Source organism: Massilia pseudoviolaceinigra, assembly GCF_030846505.1.
Lineage (GTDB): Bacteria > Pseudomonadota > Gammaproteobacteria > Burkholderiales > Burkholderiaceae_D > Telluria_A > Telluria_A violaceinigra.
Window position 1 is genome coordinate 79,545 of the sequence record NZ_JAVCWL010000030.1, and the last position, 18,078, is coordinate 97,622.

The following is an 18,078-nucleotide window of genomic DNA, read 5'->3' on the forward strand; positions in this document are numbered from 1 at the left end:
TCAACAAACTGGCGGCATGCACCTTGACGCCGCCGCCGACCAGCCGTCATGCAGTCTCTCAGAGGCGCTCCGCTAAATGGCAGCTGCTGCGGCGAACAGAATCGTCGCCACAAAATCTATTTCCGCGTCGGTAATGATCAATGGTGGCAGCAGCCGCACCGTGGCGCTGTGCCTGCCGCCCAATTCGAGAATCAGGCCGCGCTGCAGGCATGCCTGCTGGAATTGCTTGGCGCGGGCCGTATGGACCGGCGGATGCCCCTGCCCGTCCGGTTCGCCGTCGCGGTCGACAATCTCCATGCCCAGCATCAGGCCGCGTCCGCGGACATCGCCGATCCAGCCGAATGCACTCTGCAGCTTGAGCAGATGGGCGCGCAGACGCTCGCCCACCTGGTGCGCATGGTCCGCCACCGCATGCTGCTTGAGATAGCGCAGCGTTGCCGTGCCGGCCGCCATGGCCAGCTGGTTGCCGCGGAAGGTGCCGGCGTGCGCGCCGGGTTGCCAGACGTCGAGCTCTTCGCGGTAGACCACCACCGCCAGCGGCAAACCGCCGCCGATGGCCTTGGACAGCGGCATGATATCCGGAATGATGTCCGCATGCTCGAAGGCGAACATCTTGCCGGTGCGCGCGATGCCGCACTGAATCTCGTCGACGATCAGCGCAATGCCGCGCTCCTGCGTGATGCGGCGCAGGCCCTGCAGCCAGCGGTCGGGCGCGGCGATGACGCCACCCTCCCCCTGCACCGGCTCCAGGATCATGGCGCTCGGCGCCGTGATGCCGCTTTCAGGGTCGGACAAAAGCTGCTCGATATAGCGCAGGTTCAAATCGATCGCCTGTTCGCCGCCGGTACCGAAAGGGCAACGGTAGTTGTGCGGATACGGCAGCATCTGTACGCCGGACAGCAAGGCGCCCAGGGCATTCTTGGGTCCGAGGTTGCCGCTGATCGACATCGTGCCGAGCGTCATTCCATGATAGGCGCCCTGGAAGGCCAGTACGTTCTGGCGTGCGCTGGTGGTGCGCGCCAGCTTGAGCGAGGCCTCGACAGCGTCCGCGCCGGTGGGCCCGCAAAACTGAATCCGCGCCTGCCTGGCGAACGCCGGCGGCAAGCTGTCGAAAATCTCCTGCACGAAGGCATCCTTGACCGGCGTGGTCAGGTCCAGCGTGTGCATCGGCAGGTTCGATGACATGGCGGCATGGATCGCTTCCAGCACCACCGGATGGTTGTGGCCGAGTGCCAGCGTGCCGGCGCCGGCCAGGCAATCGATGAAGACCTGTCCGCGGCTGTCCTGAACGTAAATCCCGCTCGCGCGTTCCAGCACCAGGGGAATCCGGCGCGGATAGCTGCGCGCATTCGATTCCTGGCGACTCTGCCGGTCCAGCACGGGCGTGCTGTCAAGGCAATACAGGGCATCGAGACCGGTATGGCTCCGGCGCAGCCGGGTAGCCAGGTCCATCCCTCTTTCAGGTGCATTCATGTCGATCCTCTCACTCGGTTGGTCGCTGCAAATGCAGCGCTTACAGGTCGTAACGCAGAGCAACGCCGACGGTGCGCGGCGCCGCTACGTCCACGACCCTGCCAGACTGATTATTGGCAATGTACTGGCGGTCGAAAACATTCTTTACATAAGCGCTGACGGTGGCCTTGCCGAAGCGGTAGGCCAGGTTGGCGTTGACCAGGGCCGCGTCGTCGCTGCGGCGCACGTTGCTGACCTTGCCGCTGGCATCGGTCAGGTAGGCCGACGCGCTGCCATCCTGATAAATGGCGTCGGCGCTGGCCGTCAGCGCGCCGTTGAGGCGATACACCATGCCCAGGTTGACTTTGCGGCGCGGCGCGCCAATGAACGATTGCCCGCTCAGCGTGTCTCCGTAGGCGACAAAATCCACATAGCGCGTATGGCTGTACGACGCGCCCGCCAGCAGCTGCAGCGCCGGGCTCAGGCGATACTCGGCGCCCAGTTCCACGCCCTTCATGCGGCTGTGGCCGGCGTTCGCCACTTGCAATTCCTCATCGGCGTCAAGCAGCGCCACCTGCTGGTCCTTCCAGTCGGTGAAGTACACATTGGCCGTGGTGCGCAGTTTCTTGTCGAGCCAGGCGGCGCGGTGCGACAGCTCGACGGTATTGGTGTACTCGGGATCGTAAGCGCGGTGCGCGGTGCCGACCCGGACGTTGACGCCGCCGCTGCGGTAGCCGCGCTGGACGAAAGCGCCGAACAATTGATCGGGCCCGAGGCGGTAGTTCAGGCCCAGCTTCGGCAGCAAGGCGCTCAATGTCTTGACCTGGTTCACCGAAGACACGGAGGCCAGCCCGTCTTCCAGCGCCGTCTTGTTGCGCTCTCGCTCGTAGCGCAGGCCGCCCACCAACTGCCAGTTCGGCACCAAGTCCCAATTGACTTCGCCAAACACGCTACGGCTGGCGATACGGGTCGTCCCGGTGACGCTGCCCACGGTCTCGCCGCTGAAATCGAGGCGGTCGTTCATGTCGTTGCCGACGGTGCCGTAGTAGACGCCTGCCTGCGCCTGCAGGCCGGGAACCTTGTATGCCAGCCTGACTTCCTGGTTGAACAGCTTGTTCTTGTGGACCCGCAGCACTTCCTGGGTGCGGTCGGCGCGCTGGTCGAAGTCGAGCAGCGAATCGTAGGTGCCGCGCGAGGACGACGTAATGCTGGTCAGGGTCAGGGCCGGATTGACGACATAATCGGCGCGCAGGGTCGCGCTGTCCTGGTCGAGCTGGTCGAACTCCCCGGTGTTATAGCTCACCGTATAGTATTGAGGACCCTGGTTGACGGCCTGGATCCCGCGCCGGTTGCGCGCGTGCGAGAGCGTCAACAGCAAGTCGAGGCCGTCGACTGGTTCGAGCAGCAGTTTGGCACGCAGGTTGACGTTGCGCTGCGGATTGGCATCCTTGCCCAGGGTGTCGTTGCGAATGTACCCGTCGCCGCTCTGCACATCGGCTGCGAAGCGGGCTGCCACCTTGCCATCGACGATCGCGCCGCCACCAGCCACGGCAGCGCCGCGCTGGCCATGATTGCCACCATTGATCCGCGCCGACAGCGACGGCGTGTAACCCGGGTTCCTGGTCTGGAACACGACCGCGCCGGCCAGCGCGTTGCGGCCTTGCATGGTCGACTGGGAGCCGCGGTACACCTCGATCTGCTCCACGTCCCACAGTGGTAACGGACTCAGGGTCAGCATCCGGTGCGGCTGCAATGCATCGTCCACATACACCGACACCGCGCCATTGCTGGTAGCCGGTCCCTGGTCGTCGAAGCCTGCCACCGGCACGCCGCGAATCCCCCAGGTTTCATTGCCCGACTGGGTATTCACGCCGGGCAGGCGCGCCATGATGTCGGTCAGCGACGCATCGGCATGGTCGGCGATATCGCGCGCCGTCACCACTGCCACGCTGGCCAGCGTGTCATCGAGCGGGCGGTCGATTTTCTGGCCTTTGACGATCACGGTCTCGACTGTCGGCGCGGCATCGGCCGCGTTGGCTACTCCGGGTGCCATGAGCCACAGCGCCGCCGCAACCGCGACCGCCATCTTGTTCTTTTTGACGTTCAACAACTTCATGAATTCACTCCAGCTTGCTTTTGATTGCTATCTGGCTACGCGCGTTGCGCTACGCACCAGGACCGGAGCGGATATTACCTAGCTTTATTGACATTGTAAATCTGAATATAAATGAGAAGCGTTCGTATTATCGTTTACATTTAAGTCGGCCGTGATTATGATTGCGTCAACGTTGCAGCACCGCTTATCAAGGGGCTTCTCCCCCACTTCCAAGGAATCGCACCATGCCAGTAATTACGGCCGGCAACTGCCTGCAATCGCCGTTGCCTTTTGTCATTCAGGCCGACAAACCCGAGGCGCTGACGGCAATCGGAGCCGACGCGCGGCAGACGGCGGCCACGGCGCTGGCCAGCGCCGGTGGCGTCTTGTTCCGCGGCTTCGGCGTGCCCACGCCGCTGGAGTTCAAGAAATTCGCAGCCAGCTTCGGCCTGCCGCTGGCCAGCTACGAGTTCGGTTCCACGCCGCGCAGCAAGGTGTTTGCCGGCGTCTACAGCTCCACCGAGTATCCGGCGCACCAGAGCATTGCGCTGCATAACGAACAGTCCTACACGCGCCAGTGGCCGTCGCTGATCTGGTTCCACTGCATCAAGCCCAGCATGACCGGCGGCGAAACGCCGATTGCCGACAGCCGCCTGGTGTACCAGCGCATTCCCGTCGAACTGCGCGACGAATTCGCGCGCCGCGAACTGCTGTACGTGCGCAACTACAGCGCCGCCCTCGACCTGCCCTGGCAGCGCGTGTTCAACACCGAGCAGCGCGCGCAGGTTGAAAGCTACTGCGCCGCCAATGGCATCGAATGGGAATGGAAAGCCGACGACGAACTGCGCACGCGCCAGCGCTGCCAGGCGGTGCTGCAGCACCCCGTCAGCGGCGAGTGGGTCTGGTTCAACCAGGCGCACCTGTTTCACGAATCGGCCAACGACGCGGCGCTGCGCGCCAACCTGTTGCAGGCGGTCGGCTACGACAACCTTCCGCGCAACGTGTGCTTTGGCGACGGTAGCCCGATCGCCGACGAGAAGCTGGACGCCGTCCGCGCCGTGTACCAGCGCACCGCGGTGGCCTTCCCGTGGCAGGCAGGCGACGTGCTCATGCTCGACAACCTGCTGGTCGCGCACGGGCGCAACCCGTTTTCGGGCGAGCGCAAAGTCATTGTCGCCATGGCCTGAGCCGTCCACGACCCACCAAGTGAACCTACACCCATGAACCACCACCATTTCATCGACGTACTGGAAGCCCGGGCGGCGCACCGCGCCGGCCACGCCGCCGTGCAGTTTCTTGCGGACGGGCGCGAAGTGAGCGCCACCGCCAGTTTCGCCGCGCTGCACGAGCGCGCGGTCAGCCTGGCCGCCCTGCTCCAGCAGCGCTATGCGCCCGAGGCGCGCATCCTCCTGATGCTCCCGTCGGGCATGGAGTATGTCGATACATTCTGCGCCTGCCAGTACGCCGGCATGATCGCCGTGCCCTTGTTCGCCCCCCAGTCGCGCCGCCCGCGCCACCTTGACCGGGTGCGCAACATCGTGGCCGACGCGCGCCCCGCCCTGATCCTGTCGACCGACGCGGCGCAGCCGGTACTGCGCGAGCTGGCCGCCTCGCTCGGCATCGAGGTCGACATCATGACCGTCGCCCAGCTAGACGCCGCGTCCCCTGCACCGGCGTGGCGGCGGCCCGTGTCCGACCCCGACGCCGTCGCCTTCCTGCAGTACACGTCCGGCTCCACCGGCGCGCCCAAAGGCGTGGTGATCCGGCAGCGCAATTTGCTGGCCAACCTGGAGTTGATGCGCGCCGGCGTCGACTTCCTGCCTGATGACTGCATGGTCAACTGGCTGCCCTTGTACCACGACATGGGGCTGATCGGCGGGCTGCTGCTGCCCATCTACGCCGGCATGCGCTGCGTGCTGATGGAGACGAAGAGTTTTGTCCAGTCGCCATCGGTCTGGCTCCAGGCCATCAGCCGTTACCGCGGCACGGCCAGCTTTGCGCCCAATTCCGCCTACGCACTGTGCGTCTCGGGCATCGACGACGCCACCATCGCCCAGCTGGACCTGAGTTGCTGGAAGCACGCCATCAGCGGCGCCGAACCGGTACACGCGGCCACCCTCGCGGCCTTCGGTGCGCGTTTCGCCGACGCCGGCTTTCGCCAGCAGGCGCTCTGCCCCGGCTACGGACAGGCCGAAGCGACCCTGTGCGTGTGCACGGTAGCGGCATCCGAACTGCCGTTGACGCTGCGCCTGGACAAAGCGGCACTGCAAAACGGGCGCGCGGTCCTGGCGCAGGACAGCGATGACGCGGCCGAATTCGTCGGCTGCGGCCAGGCGCAGGCGCTGCACCGCATCGCGATCGTCAACCCTGACACGATGAGCCATTGCCCGCCGGGTCACATCGGCGAAATCTGGCTGCATGGGCCGAGCAACGCCGACGCCTACTGGGGCCAGCCGGAAATCAGCGAGCAAACGTTCCGTGCCCGTGCCGCCGGGGACGATGCCCACTACCTGCGCTCGGGCGACCTGGGTTTCATGCATGAGGGACAGCTGGTCATCTGCGGGCGCCTGAAAGACCTGATTATCCTCAACGGGCGCAATCTGTACCCCAATGATATCGAGTTCGCGGTCACCCAGGCTGAATCGGGCATCCGCGCCGGCCGCATCGCCGCGTTCTCGGTGCCCGATCCGCATGGAGCGCGCGAACAGCTGGTCATCGTGGCCGAGCCGCACCGGCGCTGCGCCGACGGCGCGGCGCGTGAGCTGCTGTTCGCAGCCATGCGCGACGCGGTCAGGGAAGCGGCCGATTGCGCTGTCGATGTCATCGTCCTGATCGCAGCGGCCACGATTCCAATGACCACCAGCGGAAAAATCAGCCGCAGCGGCGCGCGCCGCCAATACCTGGACAACACGCTGGAAGTGATCGCTGTCACCGGCGGCCAGGCCGCCGGCACCGCGTTACCGCAGGCGCTGCCCGACCTGGCCACGCTGCGCGCGGAAGGCGCCACCGGGGAAGAGATGGCCGCGGCCTGCGCCGCCTGGCTGAACCTGCAGGTCGTCGCGCTGCGCCCGGGCGCGGCGCCCGCCCCGCAGGCCACGCTCATCGGGCTCGGATTCGACTCGATTGCCATCGCCACCCTGCACGGCCGCCTGCGGATGCACACCGGCTGGCATGCACCGCTCGAGACGATGTTCGGCGACGGGTCGCTGGACATGCTGGCCCACGGCCTGCAGCGGCACCTGGAACTGCAGCAGGCGAGCGGCGATGCGATACCAGCCCTGCCCGGACGCGCCGAGAAGCGCCAGTCCCACGCCCAGCGCCGCCTGTGGTTCCTCAACCGCCTCGATCCGCGCGGCTGCGAACACAATATCGCGGTTCGTCTCAGTTTGCGTGGCCCGCTCGACGCCGACGCGCTGCGCCGCAGTTTGCACGACCTGACCGAGCGTCATTCCGTACTGCGAACGGCCTACCGCGATTCGACCCAGGGGCCATTGCAGCTTACGGTGCCGGGGGCGCCGGCGCCGCTGCAATGCATCGACCTGTCGGCACTGCCCGCGCTTGAGCAGCAGGAAAAATTGGCCCGCATGGTCAGACAGGAACGCGACACCCCGTTCGACCTGGCGGCCGGCGTGATGCTGCGCGCAGCGCTGGCAAGCTGCACGCCGGACCAGCATGAGCTGCTGATTGGGCTTCACCATATCGCCTTCGACGGGCGCTCGGCCGAGATCTTCCTGGCCGACCTGGACCGCCTGTATGCGGCGCACAGCACCGGCGGCGCATGCGAATTCGGCCCGCGCCCGCTGGACTATGCCGACTTTGCCGAATGGGAGCACGCGCGCCTGACCGCTCCACTGGTCGACGCCGAACTGCAATTCTGGCACGGCTACCTGAACGACATGCCGCACACCCTGGCGCTGCCGGTCCAGAATGGCGCGCACGCAGGCAAGGGACTGCACACGTTCAAACTGGCGTCGCTGGCAGTGGCGCGGCTGGAACAATACTGCCGCTCCCACAACAGCACCGTGTTCATGGGACTGCTCACATTGTTTGGCGCCTGCCTCCATTACTGGAGCGGACAGCAGCGCTTCATCATCGGCACCGACGTCGCCGGCCGCGCGCATCCGCAACTGGACGACATCATCGGCTTTTTCGTCAACCAGCTGCCGTTGCGCTGCGACCTCGATGGCAATCCGAGCCTGGCCGAACTGTTTTCACGCGTCGCCGCCGACGCCCAGGCGGCGTACGCCCATCAGGAGCTGCCATTCAACCTGCTGGTGTCGGCCATTGCGCCCGAGCGCTCCGGCAAGGAGTCGCCGCTGTTCCAGGTAAAGCTGAACTGGCAGCCGGAACGCGCCCACGCCACATCGCTGGGCGCACTGCGCATCGCCGACATCGCCCAGTACCAGGACGGCGGCGCTTTCGACCTGGTGCTGGACCTGACCCATGGCGCCAACGGCGTGACGGCAAACCTCAAGTACCAGACCGCGCGCTTCGACCAGCACGCCATCGACCGTTTCGTCCAGCTGTGGACCGGCTTGATCGACGGCTTCGACGCCCTGCTCCCGCTGCCGCTGTCGCTGCTCACGCAGCAGATGCGCGAGCGCGACAACGCATTGCGCCTCGCGCTCCAGCAGCGGCAAACGTCCGACAGCCGCGCCTTGCTTGGCGCGGCCAGGCGCCGCGTGGCGCAGGCATAGACCAACCCTTCACCGAGACCGGATATGAATCTTCCCGCAGCCCCTGGCGTCATGCGCCGCAAAGCCATCACCGTTTCCGAGCATACCCTCGTGTCGGAACGCATGCTCTCCCCCGACACCACGCTGCCGCTGGTGATCGAACCGGCCGCCGCCAGCGTCAGCCTGGTTGCGTGGGCCGCAAGCCAGCGGCAAGTGCTGGAAAAAAAGCTGCTTGAGCATGGCGCCATCCTGTTCCGCAATTTCGGCATCCATACGGTGGAGCAGTTCGAACAGGTCATCGCCGCGCTCTCGCCCGGCGCGCTCGAGTACCAGTTCCGCGCCTCGCCGCGTACCCGCGTGGGCGGGAACATCTATACGTCGACCGACTATCCGGCCGACCAGATGATCTTCCCGCATAACGAGCACTCGTACTCGCCCAAATTCCCCTTGCGCCTGTTTTTCTACTGCCACGTGGCTCCCGAGGTGCGCGGCGAAACGCCGATCGGCTCCACGCGCGACGTCATGCGCCGCATTCCCGCCGCGGTCGTCGACAAATTCCGCGAAAAGAAGGTGCTCTATGTGCGTAACTACGGCGACGGCTTCGGCCTTGCATGGCCAACCGTCTTCCAGACCGAAGATCGCGCCGAGGTCGAAGCGTATTGCGCCTCGATCGGCATCACGGTCGAGTGGAAGTCGGGCAACCGCCTGCGCACCACCCAGCAAGGTCCCGCCATCATGCGCCACCCTCGCACCGGCGAAGAGGTGTGGTTCAACCATGCCACCTTCTTCAACGTGAGCACCCTGCCGGAAGCCATCGGCACCTCGCTGCAGGCCAGCTTCGGTCCGCAGGACCTTCCTACCAACACCTTCTACGGCGACGGCAGCGAGATCGAACCGGAGGTGCTCGAACAGCTGCGCGCCGCGTATCTGCAGTCCCTGATGAAGTTTCAATGGCAGCAGGGCGATGTGCTCTTTATCGACAACATGCTGTGCGTGCACGGCCGCGAACCGTTTTCCGGCAAGCGCGCCATCATGACCGGCATGGCCGAAGCGCTCTACAGCAAAGACCTGGATCAATAAATGGAGTTGAACATGACCGAAGTAACCGGCTTTCGCGCCTCGCCCCAACAAGCCGCCTGCTGGAGCCTCCGGGACGGCGCCGCCAGCCATCCGTACTGGGCCAGCCTGCGCTTGCAGATCGACGGCCCTTGCGATACGGCCGCGATCAATGCCCGCTTCCAGGCCTTGGTACAGGCCGAGGAAATCCTGAGCACGCGCCTGTGCGCGGTGCCGGGAATGCGCCTGCCGATACAGCAGATCGGCGGCGCCAGCGCGCCGGTTCTTCAACTCGGCGAAGCGCAGCAGCAGGACGCCAGCACGCTGCAAGCGAACCTGTGGCAGAGCGGCGATCAGCGCCATGTGCTGGCCTTGCGCGCGCCCGCCACCCATGCCGATGCCGCCAGCTTGCGGCTGATCGCCGCGCAGCTGATCGCGCCAGGTGACGACAGCGAGCGGCTGCAGTATGCCGACTACGCCGAGTGGAAGAACACCCTGCTCGAAGCGCCCGACGCGCCCGGAATGCAATACTGGCAGCAGCAACTGGCCGACCCGGCACCGCCACTGTCGCTGCGCCTTGGCTCAAGCGGTGCGCACGGCGCTTTCCAGCCCCAATCGATGGCGCTGGCAACGACCGTCGATTCCACCGTCTTCGCCGCTGCGCGTTGCACAGCGGCCCAATGGCTATCGGCCGCCTGGATGATTTTCCTGTCGCGCCTGAGCGGACAATCGCTGGTGGAAATCGCGTACACCGATAGCGGCCGTGGCGATGCGCTGGACAATGCACTCGGTCTCTACGAGCTGGCGCTCCCGGTGCGCGCCACGATCGATCATCAGCTCTCGCTGCACAACCAGATCGGCGCGCTGCGCGATGCGGCCAGCCTGGCGCTTGGCTGGCGCGACTACCATGATGGCGGCGCCGTCCCGCAGTTTGGCTTCGCATGCGTCGAGGAGCCGGCATGGCCCGGCACCACCATCCTTCAGGAGCAGTGCATTGCCCGCCGCTTCAGCCTGCGCCTGTCCGTACGCGCCGGCATACGGCGTGCTGCCTGCGCGTTCGACTACGATCCCGCGATCTGGGATGCGGCCGCCCTGCGACTGCTCGCCGAACAGTGGGATCTGTTCGTGACTGCGCTGGCCGAAGACAGCGGCCGTCCAACCGGCGCCATAGCGCTGTTCGGCCCCGTGCAGCGCGCCATCGTCGCCATGCCAGCCGATCAGCCGCCGGTCGAGGCAATCAGTATCGTGGACCTGATCGAACGCCAGGCCGCGCACCATCCGGCGGCGCCGGCCCTGGCCGACATCAGCGCCACGCTCAGTTACGGCGCGATGAACAGCCGGGCAAACCAGTTGGCGCACCGGCTGCTGCGCAGCGGGGTCGCACCGGGTGACATCGTCGGCATCGTCCTGCCACGCTGTAACGACATGATCGTCGCGATCCTGGCCGTGCTCAAAGCCGGCGCCGCCTACCTGGCGCTCGATCCCGGCTATCCGTCCGAACGCCTGGAATTCATGGTGCGCGATAGCGGCGTGCGCCAGGTGATCGGCTATGCAGCGCAGCCTGGCACGGCGCCGCATGTGACGATCGCGCTCGACCAGGAGGCGCCATCGGATGCGCAGCTGCCGGACACCAATCCAGGCCTCGCCGGCGACCTTGCGCTGCCCGCATACCTGATCTATACATCGGGTTCCAGCGGCCAGCCGAAAGCGGTCGAAATCAGCCACCGCAGCCTGAGCCAGTCGACCCAGGTACGGATGGCCTTCTACCGGCAACCGGTGCGCGCCTTCCTGCTGCTGTCCTCATTCTCCTTCGACAGTTCGGTCGCGGGCATCTTCTGGACGCTTGCGCAAGGCGGCAAACTGGTCTTGCCTGCAAGCGGCGACGAACTGGTGCTCGATACCCTTTGCAACCTCATTGAAAAGCATGGGGTCACTCACAGCCTGTCGCTGCCGTCGCTGTACGGCGCGCTACTCGACCATGCGTCGCCCGCCCGCCTGGCCGGGATCGCGACATGGGTCGTCGCCGGAGAAGCCTGCACCGACGGGCTGGTGGCCCACCACCACGACCTGCTGCCCCAGGCAAGCCTGGTCAACGAATACGGCCCGACCGAAGGCGGCGTGTGGGCCAGCGCCGAAGTGCTGACCTGCGCGCGCGCGGCAGGCATCGGCCGTCCGGTTGCTGGCATGACGGTGGACCTGGTCAACGAATACGGCGCCGCGGCGGCAATCGGCGAGACTGGCGAAATCTATCTGGCGGGTGCGCAGCTGGCGACCGGATACCGCGGCCATCCGGAACAGACGGCGGCATCGTTCGCGAGCAATGCGCACATCGCCGGCGGCCAGCGCGCCTATCGCAGTGGCGACCTGGCATGCTGGAATGCCGACGGCAGGCTGCATTTCCTGGGCCGGCGCGACCACCAGGTCAAGATCCGCGGACACCGCGTGGAGCTGGCGGAAATCGAACGCCACCTGCTGGGACATGGCGACATCGGCGATTGCGTGGTGGTGGCGCAGGAACAAGCAGGCGGCAAGCGCCTGCTGGCCTACTTTACCGGCCGCCAGGCGTCGCCGCCGGATGATGGCGCGCTGCGCAACTACCTTGCCGAACGCCTTCCCGCGTACATGGTGCCGGCGCTGTTCATCGCACTGCGCACGATGCCGCTGACGCCGAACGGCAAGCGCGACGTCAATGCGCTGCCCGATCCGGACAGCGCGGCCCGCATGCGCGACCAGTATGTGGCGCCGCGAACGGCGCTCGAACAGGAGCTGGCCGATATCTGCGCCGGCGTGCTGCGCATGCCGCGCATCGGCGTGACCGACAATTTTTTCCAGATCGGTGGCGACTCCATCCTGAGCCTGCAGGTTGTCACGCGCGCGAACCGCAGCGGCATTACCCTCAGCACGCGCCAAGTGTTCGAGCACCAGACGGTCGAAGCCATGGCAGCCGTGGCCGAGTGGCGCCAGGCCGACTCCTTCGAGGCCGACGTGGGCTGGCTACAAAGCTGGACCGACGGCGCCATGCTGGACGCATTTGCACTAGGCGCCACACGCTACCGAATGGATGCCGGCGAGGTGTTGGCCGCGGCGCTGGCCCGTGCCCTGCTGGCCGAGCGCGATGGCAGGCCGCTGCGCCTGACACGGCTGCACGACGGCGGCAACGGCCAGTACGTAACCCATCACGCGTTCCAGGCCGGCGACACCGGCTGGCAATCCTTCGCCCATGAAGCCAAGGCGGCGCTGCGCCGCGAAGCCGAAGCCGGACCGGCCGGCGACGTCTGCCTGGCCGTGCGCGAAGCAGCCGGCGCCCCGCTTGAGGTCCAGCCGGCACGCGCCCAGGCGCCGCTGCAGCTGACCGCCACCCTGCTGCCCCACGCCCTGACATTGGCCTGGTCGGCCGACAGCGGCCACTACACCGAAGAGCGCTTGCACCAGCTCTCGGGCGCGGTGGCGCAAGGCTTGCTGGAGCTGGCGCAGCACTGCGCTGCCAATGCCGGCGCTGGCCTGATGGCGCAAGACTTCCCCGCCGCGGGCCTTGACCAGGATGCCTTGGAAGAGCTGCTGGCCGAACTTAACTCGGACAGCGCCTCGTAACGCGCTCGCCGACTACAAATAACAGAACAAGGATTTCCTGGATGACCGCAGTCAACGCCCACAATATCGAAGACATCTACCCGCTTTCGCCGCTGCAGCAAGGTATGCTGTTCCATACCCTGCTCGATGGCGACTCCGGTGTGTACCTGATGCAGGACCGCTATCGCATCGGCGGTGCCATCGATGGCCAGGCCTTCCTGCGCGCCTGGCAGCTTGTGGTGCAAGCCCATCCCGCGCTACGCACCAGCTTTTTGTGGAAAACGCAAAAGCAACCCATGCAGATCGTCCACCAGCACGTTGACGTGCCGGTTGAACAGTTCGACCTGCGTGGGCAGAAAGACGCCGAACAGGAAGCCTTCATCCAGCAAGTGCTGGCGGACGAGCAAAAACGCGGCTTTGACCTGAGCAAGCCACCGCTGATCCGCTTCCGGCTGGTGCGCCTGGCCGATGAATCCTATGAGTTCATCCGCAGCTTCCACCACATCCTGATGGATGCCTGGTGCATTTCGCTGGTGACGATCGATTGCATGAACGCCTACGCGGAACTGATCGCAGGGCGCACGCCCCAGCTGCCGCGTCCACGTCGCTACCGCGACTACATCGACTGGCTGCAAAAGCAGGACCGCGGTCAGGCGCAGCAATTCTGGCAGCGCGAACTGGCCGGCATGAACGCACCGACCGGCCTAACGGTCGATCAGGGCGCGCGCGGCGAGCAATACACGTCGGCCGTGCAGGTCCAGGACATGACCGTGTTCCTCGACCAGGCGCAGAGCCTGGGCCTGGAACGCTTTTGCCAGACCCACCGCATCACGCCGAACACGCTGTTCCAGGGGGTGTGGGCGCTCTTGTTAAGCCGCTACAGCGGCAACCGCGATGTCCTGTTCGGCGTCACCGTCGCCGGCCGGCCAGCCGACCTGGCGGGCGTTGAGCAGATGATCGGGCTGTTCATCAACACCCTTCCGCTGCGGGTCGCGGTGGAGGAAGACCGGCACGTGGTGGCGTGGCTGCAGCAAGTGCAAGCGCATAACCTGGAAATCCGGCAGTTCGAACACACGCCGCTGGTGGACATCCAGGGCTGGAGCGACTTCGCGCGTGGCGAATCGCTGTTCGACAGCATCCTGGTCTACGAAAACGCGCCGGTCGACGAAAAACTGCTGCGCGGCGAACTGGCCGTGAAGTTCGACAGCATGGACCATAGCGTCCACACGCACTATGGCCTCACCGCCGTGGTGCTGCCGGGCGAGCGTGTCGGCATGCGCCTGTCGTACGACACCCGCCGCTTCGCCAGCGATTCGGTGACGCGCATGCTGGGGCATATGCGCGAGCTTCTGCTCGGCATGCTGGCCCAGCCCGAGTCGCCGCTGTCCGCCATCGAGATGCTCACCGCAGATGAGCGCAACACGCTGCTGCGCGACTGGAACGCGAGCGAACATGACTTCCCGCTTGACGAGACCTATGCCTCATTGTTCGCTCGGCGTGCCGCCGCGCATCCGGATCGCGTTGCCGCGGTCTGCGGCGCCGATTCGTTCACCTACGAGGAACTCGATCGCCGCGCCAACCGCATCGCGCGTGCGCTGCGTGCGGCCGGCGCCGGACCGGACACGCTCGTGGCGCTGATGGCCGAACGCGGCTTGCCGCTGTTGACCATGATGATCGCTGTCTTCAAGGCTGGCGCGGCCTACCTGCCGCTCGATGTGCTGCACCCGCCCGGCCGCCTGGCCGACATCCTTGCCCTCGCCCGGGCACCGCTGCTGCTGGCATCGGAAACCAGCGGCATGCTGCTCGACCAGGTCATGAGCGGCGCGCAGCACCGTCCCGTCGCCCTGCTGGCCGAGTCGATCTGGCTGCGCGGCGACGACAGTGCGCTGGCGCCACTTGGCAACCCAGGGGACCTGGCTTACGTCATTTTCACGTCCGGCTCCACCGGCCAGCCAAAGGGCGCGATGGTCGAACAACGCGGCATGCTGAATAATATTTTCGGCAAGGTCCCGACGCTCGGCATGGACGAGAACGACCGCATTGCGCAAACCGCATCGCCCGCATTCGACATTTCGGTCTGGCAGTTCCTGGCGGCCCCGCTGGTGGGCGGCACCGTGCATATCCTGCCCGACGCCGTCGCCCATGATCCATTCCTGCTTCTGAAGGCGATCGACGCCGCGGCATTGACCCTGATCGAAGCGGTACCGACGGTCATTCGCGGCATGCTGGACGTGTGCCCGCCGGACTGCACGCTTGCATCGCTGCGCTGGGTCCTGCCGACCGGCGAAGCACTGCCGCCAACCGTGTGCCGCAGCTGGTTCGAGCGCTTCCCTTCGATCCCGTTCATGAATGCCTACGGCCCGGCGGAATGCTCGGACGATGTGGCCTTCCACGCCATTAGCACCCCGCCGAACGAGGCCATGCTGGCCATGCCGATCGGCCGGCCCACCGCGAATAACCGCCTGTTCATTCTCGACGCGGCACTGCGCGCGGTTCCGATTGGCGTGCCGGGCGAAATCTGCGTGGCCGGCGTGGGCGTCGGACGCGGTTACCTCAACGATCCGGAGCGCACCCTCGCCGCCTTTGTCCCCCACCCGTTCGAGGCCGGCGCCCGCTTCTATCGCACCGGCGACATGGGCCGCTATGGGGCCGACGGCGTCATTGAATTCCTCGGCCGCCGCGACCAGCAGGTCAAGGTGCGCGGCTACCGCATCGAACTGGGCGAAATCGAATCGCGCCTGGCCCAGCATGAGGCGGTCAATGAAGCGGCGGTGGTGACCCAGGCCGATGTCCGTGGTGAAACCCAGCTGCTGGCCTATTGGTCGCGCAAGGAAGGCCATGACGTCGATGCGAACGCGCTGCGCGATCACCTGGCGCTGCAGCTGCCGCACTACATGGTCCCGGCCATGCTGGTCGAACTGGAACGCCTGCCGCTGAACCCGAACGGCAAAGTGGACCGCAAAGCGTTAAGCGCGCGCCGCACTGACCTGAACCAGCAGCAGCGCCGCCATGTCGCGCCGCGCACCTCGACCGAACAGCAGCTCGCCGCGATCTGGACCGCCGTGCTGGCGGTGCCGGACCTCGGCATCGAAGACAGCTTCTTCTCGCTGGGCGGCCATTCGCTGCTCGCGACGCAGGTCATTTCCCGCATTCGCACCGGGTTCAAGCTCGAATTGCCGCTGCGCGCCGTGTTCGAATTCCCGACCATCGCCCAGCTGGCGCGCGCCATCGACGACACCCTGGCGCGCCAGAACAGCCAGCCGCTCTTGCCCGCCATCGTGGCGCAGCAGCGGCCCGCGCGCCTGCTGCTGTCGTTTGCCCAGCAGCGGCTATGGTTCCTGGAGCAGTTCAATCCCGGCACCAGTCTGTTCAACATTCCGTTCGCGCTGGAACTGACCGGTGAACTGCATGTCGGCCTGCTGGTTCGCAGCTTTGAATCCCTGCTGGCGCGCCATGAAGTACTGCGCACCGGGTTCGCCAGCGAAGGCGGCGAGGCATGGCAGCAAGTGGCGCCGGCGGCGCCGTTCGCGCTGCCGCTGATCGACCTGCCCGAAACCGAACTCTCCGAACGGCTGGTCAATTTCTTCCGCCAGCCATTCGACCTTGCCAGCCCTCCGCTGCTGCGCGCCCAGTTGCTGCGCCTGGACGAGCGGCGCACCATCCTTGCGGTGGTGCTGCACCATCTGGTTTCGGACGCCTGGTCGGCCACGCTGGCCATGCGCGAGCTGACGGCCTGCTACGCCGCCTACCGCACTGGCGCCGAGCCAAAGCTGGACGTACTTCCGATTCAATATGCCGACTTCGCGCTGTGGCAGCGCGCGCACCTGCAAGGGCCGGAGCTGGAACGCCAGCTCGCCTACTGGCGCACCGCCCTCGGTCCTGTCGGCGGCCGCCAGCCACGTTATGTGCTCGACCTGCCGCATGACCATCCGCGTCCATCCGTTCAAAACTACGAGTCCGGCAGCCTGTCGCTGCGCCTGCCGCCGGCCCTCTCCCAGCGGCTGCACCGCCACGCCGGCGAAACCAGGCTATCCGCGTTCAGCCTTGTTTTCGCCGCGTTCGCCGCGCTGCTGCACCGTTTCAGCGGCGAGACGGATATCCTGATCGGCACGCCAGCGTCGAACCGCCAGCGCGCGGAAACCGAATCGATGCTAGGCATTCTGCTCAATAACCTTGTCATCCGTACGGAGTTCAGCGACCGCCCCACCTTTACAACGCTCGCCCGCCGCGTCGGTGACGCCCTGTTTGAAGCGCAGCGCCATCAGGACCTGCCGTTCGAGCAGTTGGTCGACGCCCTGGCCGTGCCGCGCAGCGTGGAACACGCGCCACTGTTCCAGGTGATGGTCGCCCAGCAGTTGACGATGGAGTCGCGCGTGTCGCTCCCTGGCCTGGAGATGCGCGCGCTCGACACGCCGCTGGCCCAGTCCGAATGCGAGCTCGATCTGCACGTCGCCTGCCCGCACGACGGCCCCGTGGACCTGGAACTGCTGTACGCAAGTGCCCTGTTCGAGAAAACGACGGCGCAGCGTCTGCTGGCCCAGCTGGAAGCGTTGCTGGAAGAAGTGCTTGACGCTCCCCAGCGTGCGCTTGTGGCGGGAGACCGTCAGCCGCGCAGCGTGGAAGCGCAAGCGCTCGCGCCATCGGCGCCGTCGGTCGTGCCGGAGGGCCACACAGAGCTGGCAATTGCCGCGATCTGGACCGACGTGCTGCGCCTGCCGCAAGGACGCGTCGGCCGGCATGACAACTTCTTCCACCTTGGCGGTCACTCCCTGCTCGCCACGGTCGTGCTGGCGCGCATGCGTGATCGGTTTGGCGTCGTGCCGGCATTACGCGAGCTGTTCTCCAATCCGACCATCGCGCAACTGGCCCCGCTTGTCGGCACGTCAAGCACACCTGCCGCCCCTTCCATCGGCGTTCAGCCCCGGCCTGCCGTGCTGCCGCTGTCGTTCGCCCAGCAGCGCCTGTGGTTCCTGAGCCAGCTCGCGCCGGCGGCCGCCTACAACATCAGTTCGGCCATCGAGCTGCACGGCCGCTTCGAGCCTGCCCGCATGCAGCGGGCACTTGAACTGGTATCGGCGCGCCACGAGATCCTGCGCAGCCGCATCGTTGAACAGGGCGCCGGCGCCGTGCTGCTGATCGACGAAGACGCATCGCTGCCCCTGCCGCTGGAGCTGGCCACACCTGCCAGCGACGACGCCTGGGAACAGGCGATGCGGAACGCCGCCTCGT

At 66.2% G+C, this 18,078-nt stretch carries 7 protein-coding genes; 5 read left to right on the plus strand and 2 right to left on the minus strand.

The annotated features are described in order from the left end of the window. Positions 1-72: 72 nt before the first annotated feature. Both RBA40_RS25235 and RBA40_RS25240 read right to left on the minus strand, forming a co-directional pair. On the minus strand, positions 73-1,473 hold the full coding sequence (locus tag RBA40_RS25235) for a diaminobutyrate--2-oxoglutarate transaminase (RefSeq protein WP_306650923.1): 1,401 nt from the start codon (positions 1,471-1,473) through the stop codon (positions 73-75). 40 nt (positions 1,474-1,513) lie between these two features. Further along, positions 1,514-3,568, minus strand: a complete 2,055-nt coding sequence (locus RBA40_RS25240; protein ID WP_306650925.1) for a TonB-dependent receptor — start codon at positions 3,566-3,568, stop codon at positions 1,514-1,516. Between the two features lie 224 nt (positions 3,569-3,792). Between RBA40_RS25240 and RBA40_RS25245 the strand changes: the two genes are divergently transcribed. The 5 genes from RBA40_RS25245 to RBA40_RS25265 all read left to right on the plus strand — a co-directional run. Beyond that, a complete protein-coding gene (locus RBA40_RS25245; RefSeq protein ID WP_306650927.1) occupies positions 3,793-4,734 on the plus strand; it encodes a TauD/TfdA family dioxygenase in 942 nt (313 codons plus the stop codon). Between the two features lie 33 nt (positions 4,735-4,767). After that, on the plus strand, positions 4,768-8,244 hold the full coding sequence (locus RBA40_RS25250; protein ID WP_306650928.1) for a condensation domain-containing protein: 3,477 nt from the start codon (positions 4,768-4,770) through the stop codon (positions 8,242-8,244). Positions 8,245-8,268: 24 nt separating this feature from the next. Beyond that, entirely contained in the window at positions 8,269-9,303 is a 1,035-nt protein-coding gene (locus RBA40_RS25255; protein ID WP_306650930.1) for a TauD/TfdA family dioxygenase, read from the plus strand. Between the two features lie 12 nt (positions 9,304-9,315). Then, positions 9,316-12,870 carry a non-ribosomal peptide synthetase gene (locus RBA40_RS25260; protein ID WP_306650932.1) on the plus strand — a complete coding sequence of 1,185 codons (3,555 nt, stop codon included), beginning with the start codon at positions 9,316-9,318 and terminating at the stop codon, positions 12,868-12,870. Positions 12,871-12,911: 41 nt separating this feature from the next. Beyond that, positions 12,912-18,078, plus strand: a 5,167-nt coding sequence (locus RBA40_RS25265; protein WP_306650934.1) for a non-ribosomal peptide synthetase, incomplete at its 3' end; no start/stop codon positions are given.